This window comes from Mycobacterium sp. TH-M15 (assembly GCF_057473705.1).
The window spans coordinates 1-2,256 of record NZ_JBYCLB010000238.1 but is presented as its reverse complement, the minus strand read 5'-3'; the positions used below and the strand labels follow the sequence as shown (position 1 = coordinate 2,256).

Sequence of the window (2,256 nt, the reverse complement as noted above, 5' to 3'; positions counted from 1 at the left end):
ATCAGCCGCGACAGCGTGGTCTTGCCCGCTCCGGAGCCGCCGATGATCGCGGTGAGCGTGCCGGGTCGGGCGGTCAGCGTGATGTTGTTGAGCAGCCGCTTGCCGCCCTCGACGTCGAAGCAGATGTCCCGAACTTCAAGCCCTCCAGTCCTTGACGCGGCCTCGGTGCGCCGCACCAGGTGCCCGCCGGTGAACGTCAGGTCGACGTTGCCGATGGTGACCACGTCACCGTCGGTGAGCAGCGCCGAGCCGACCCGCACCCCGTTGACGAAGGTGCCGTTGATGCTGCGGTTGTCGCGGATCTCGGTGCCCTGTGCGGTGGGGATCAGCGTCGCGTGGTGCCGGGATGCCAGCACGTCGGAGATAACGACGTCGTTGTCGGTGGCGCGGCCGATGGTCAGCGCCCCGGACGGCGCTGCGGGCTGGGATGCCCCGGGCCGCAGGATGTCGAACATCCGGGTCGCCAGGTTTCCGTCATCCGGCGGGGTGGCCGACGCCGGTGCCCGCCGGGTGGCCGGTGCGGGTGGCGGTCCGCCGGGCCGGAGCCCCGGCTGCGCGGCCCCGGGGTGCGGCGGCGGGAACGGGGCCGGGGCGCCCGGGTGCGGTCGCAGGTACGGCGCTGAGCGGGAGCGGTCCCCGGCGGGCGCCGCACCCGGATAGACCGGCTGCGGCGGCTGCCCCGGCGCGCCATGCCAGCCGTCGGACTGCCCGAGCCGGATCGACATGGTCTGCGGCGGACGGCCCACCTGTCCCTGATGGTGGCCCACCGCGAAGGAGACCTGCGGCCCGTCGGGATTGCCCAGGTTGACGCTGATGCCGTCGCGGATGTCCACCGCCGGCACCCGCTGGCCGTTGACGAAGACCCCGTTGAGCGACCCGTTGTCGATCGCCACCCACCTGGCTCGCTCGAAGCGCAGCAACAGGTGCGCCCGGGACACCAGCGGGTGCGCGATCCGGACGTCGGCGCGCAGGTCACGGCCGACGACGACGTCATGGCCGGCGGCGAAGGTCCGCTGCTGGGATCCGTCGTAGCGAACCGTCAGCGCGGGCGCGGAGGGGTGGTTCATCGGCACATACTGTATCGGGAGTCGCCGCCGCCGGCAGGGTCAGAGGTTGTCCGGCGCGCCGGTCACCACACACCGGGTGCGGCTGTAGATGGTCGGCATGCAGCGGTTGCAGTGGATGCACACCGAGACGTGCCCGGCCTCGGCGGCGATCCGGTTCACCAGATCGGGTTCGGCCAGCAACGCGCGGGCCATCGCGACGAACTCGAATCCCTCGGCCATCGCGGTGTCCATGGTGACCCGGTTGGTGATGCCGCCCAACAGGATCAGCGGCATGGACAGCTCGGCTCGGAACAGCCGGGCGTCCCGCAGCAGATAGCCGTCCCGGTAGCGGTATTGGCGCAGGAATTTGTGTCCGGTGAGCCGCATCCCCCAGCGCAGCGGCGGTTTGAAGGCGGCGGCGAACTCCGTGACCGGGGCGTCGCCGCGGAACAGGTACATCGGGTTGACCAGCGAGCTACCCGCGGTCAGCTCCAGCGCGTCCAGCCCGCCGTCGTCCTGCAGCCATTTCGCGGTGGTCAGCGACTCGTCGACGGTGATGCCGCCGCGCACCCCGTCGGCCATGTTCAGCTTCGCGGTCACCGCGATCTGGCCGTTCACCGCGCGGCGGACCGCCTGCACGATGCCGCGGGCCAGCTTGGCCCGGTTCGCCAGCGACCCGCCGAACTCGTCGGACCGGCGGTTGATCAGTGGGCTCAGGAACGAGCTGGCCAGATAGTTGTGCCCCAGGTGGATCTCGACCGCGTCGAACCCGGAGTCGACGGCCAGCCGGGCGGCGTCGGCGTGCTGCGCGATGACGTCCGCGATGTCGTCGCGGGTGGCCTTCTTGGCGAAGCGCATCCCGATCGGGTTGAAGAACCGCACCGGGGCCAGCGCTCGGGCGTTGTTGGACCGGGCGTCGGCGACCGGGCCGGCGTGGCCGAGCTGCGCGCTGACCGCCGCCCCCTCGGCATGGACGGCGTCGGTGAGCCGGCGCAGCCCGGCGACGGCGTCCGGGCGCATCCAGATCTGGCCGCCGGCGGTGCGCCCGCCGGGGGAGACCGCACAGTAGGCGACGGTGGTCATCCCGACCCCGCCGGCGGCCGGCAGTCGGTGGTAGTCGATCAGATCGTCGGTGACCAGCGCATCGGGGGTGCGGGCCTCGAAGGTGGCCGCCTTGATCACCCGGTTGCGCAGGGTGATCGGGCCGAGC

Annotated in this window: 2 protein-coding genes; both read right to left on the bottom strand. The window is 72.1% G+C overall.

From position 1 onward, the window contains the following. Positions 1-1,067, bottom strand: a 1,067-nt coding sequence (locus AC2VNT_RS05610; protein ID WP_486945913.1) for an FHA domain-containing protein, incomplete at its 3' end; no start/stop codon positions are given. 39 nt (positions 1,068-1,106) lie between these two features. Further along, a partial coding sequence (locus AC2VNT_RS05605) for an NADH:flavin oxidoreductase (protein WP_486945912.1) occupies positions 1,107-2,256 on the bottom strand: 1,150 nt, incomplete at its 5' end.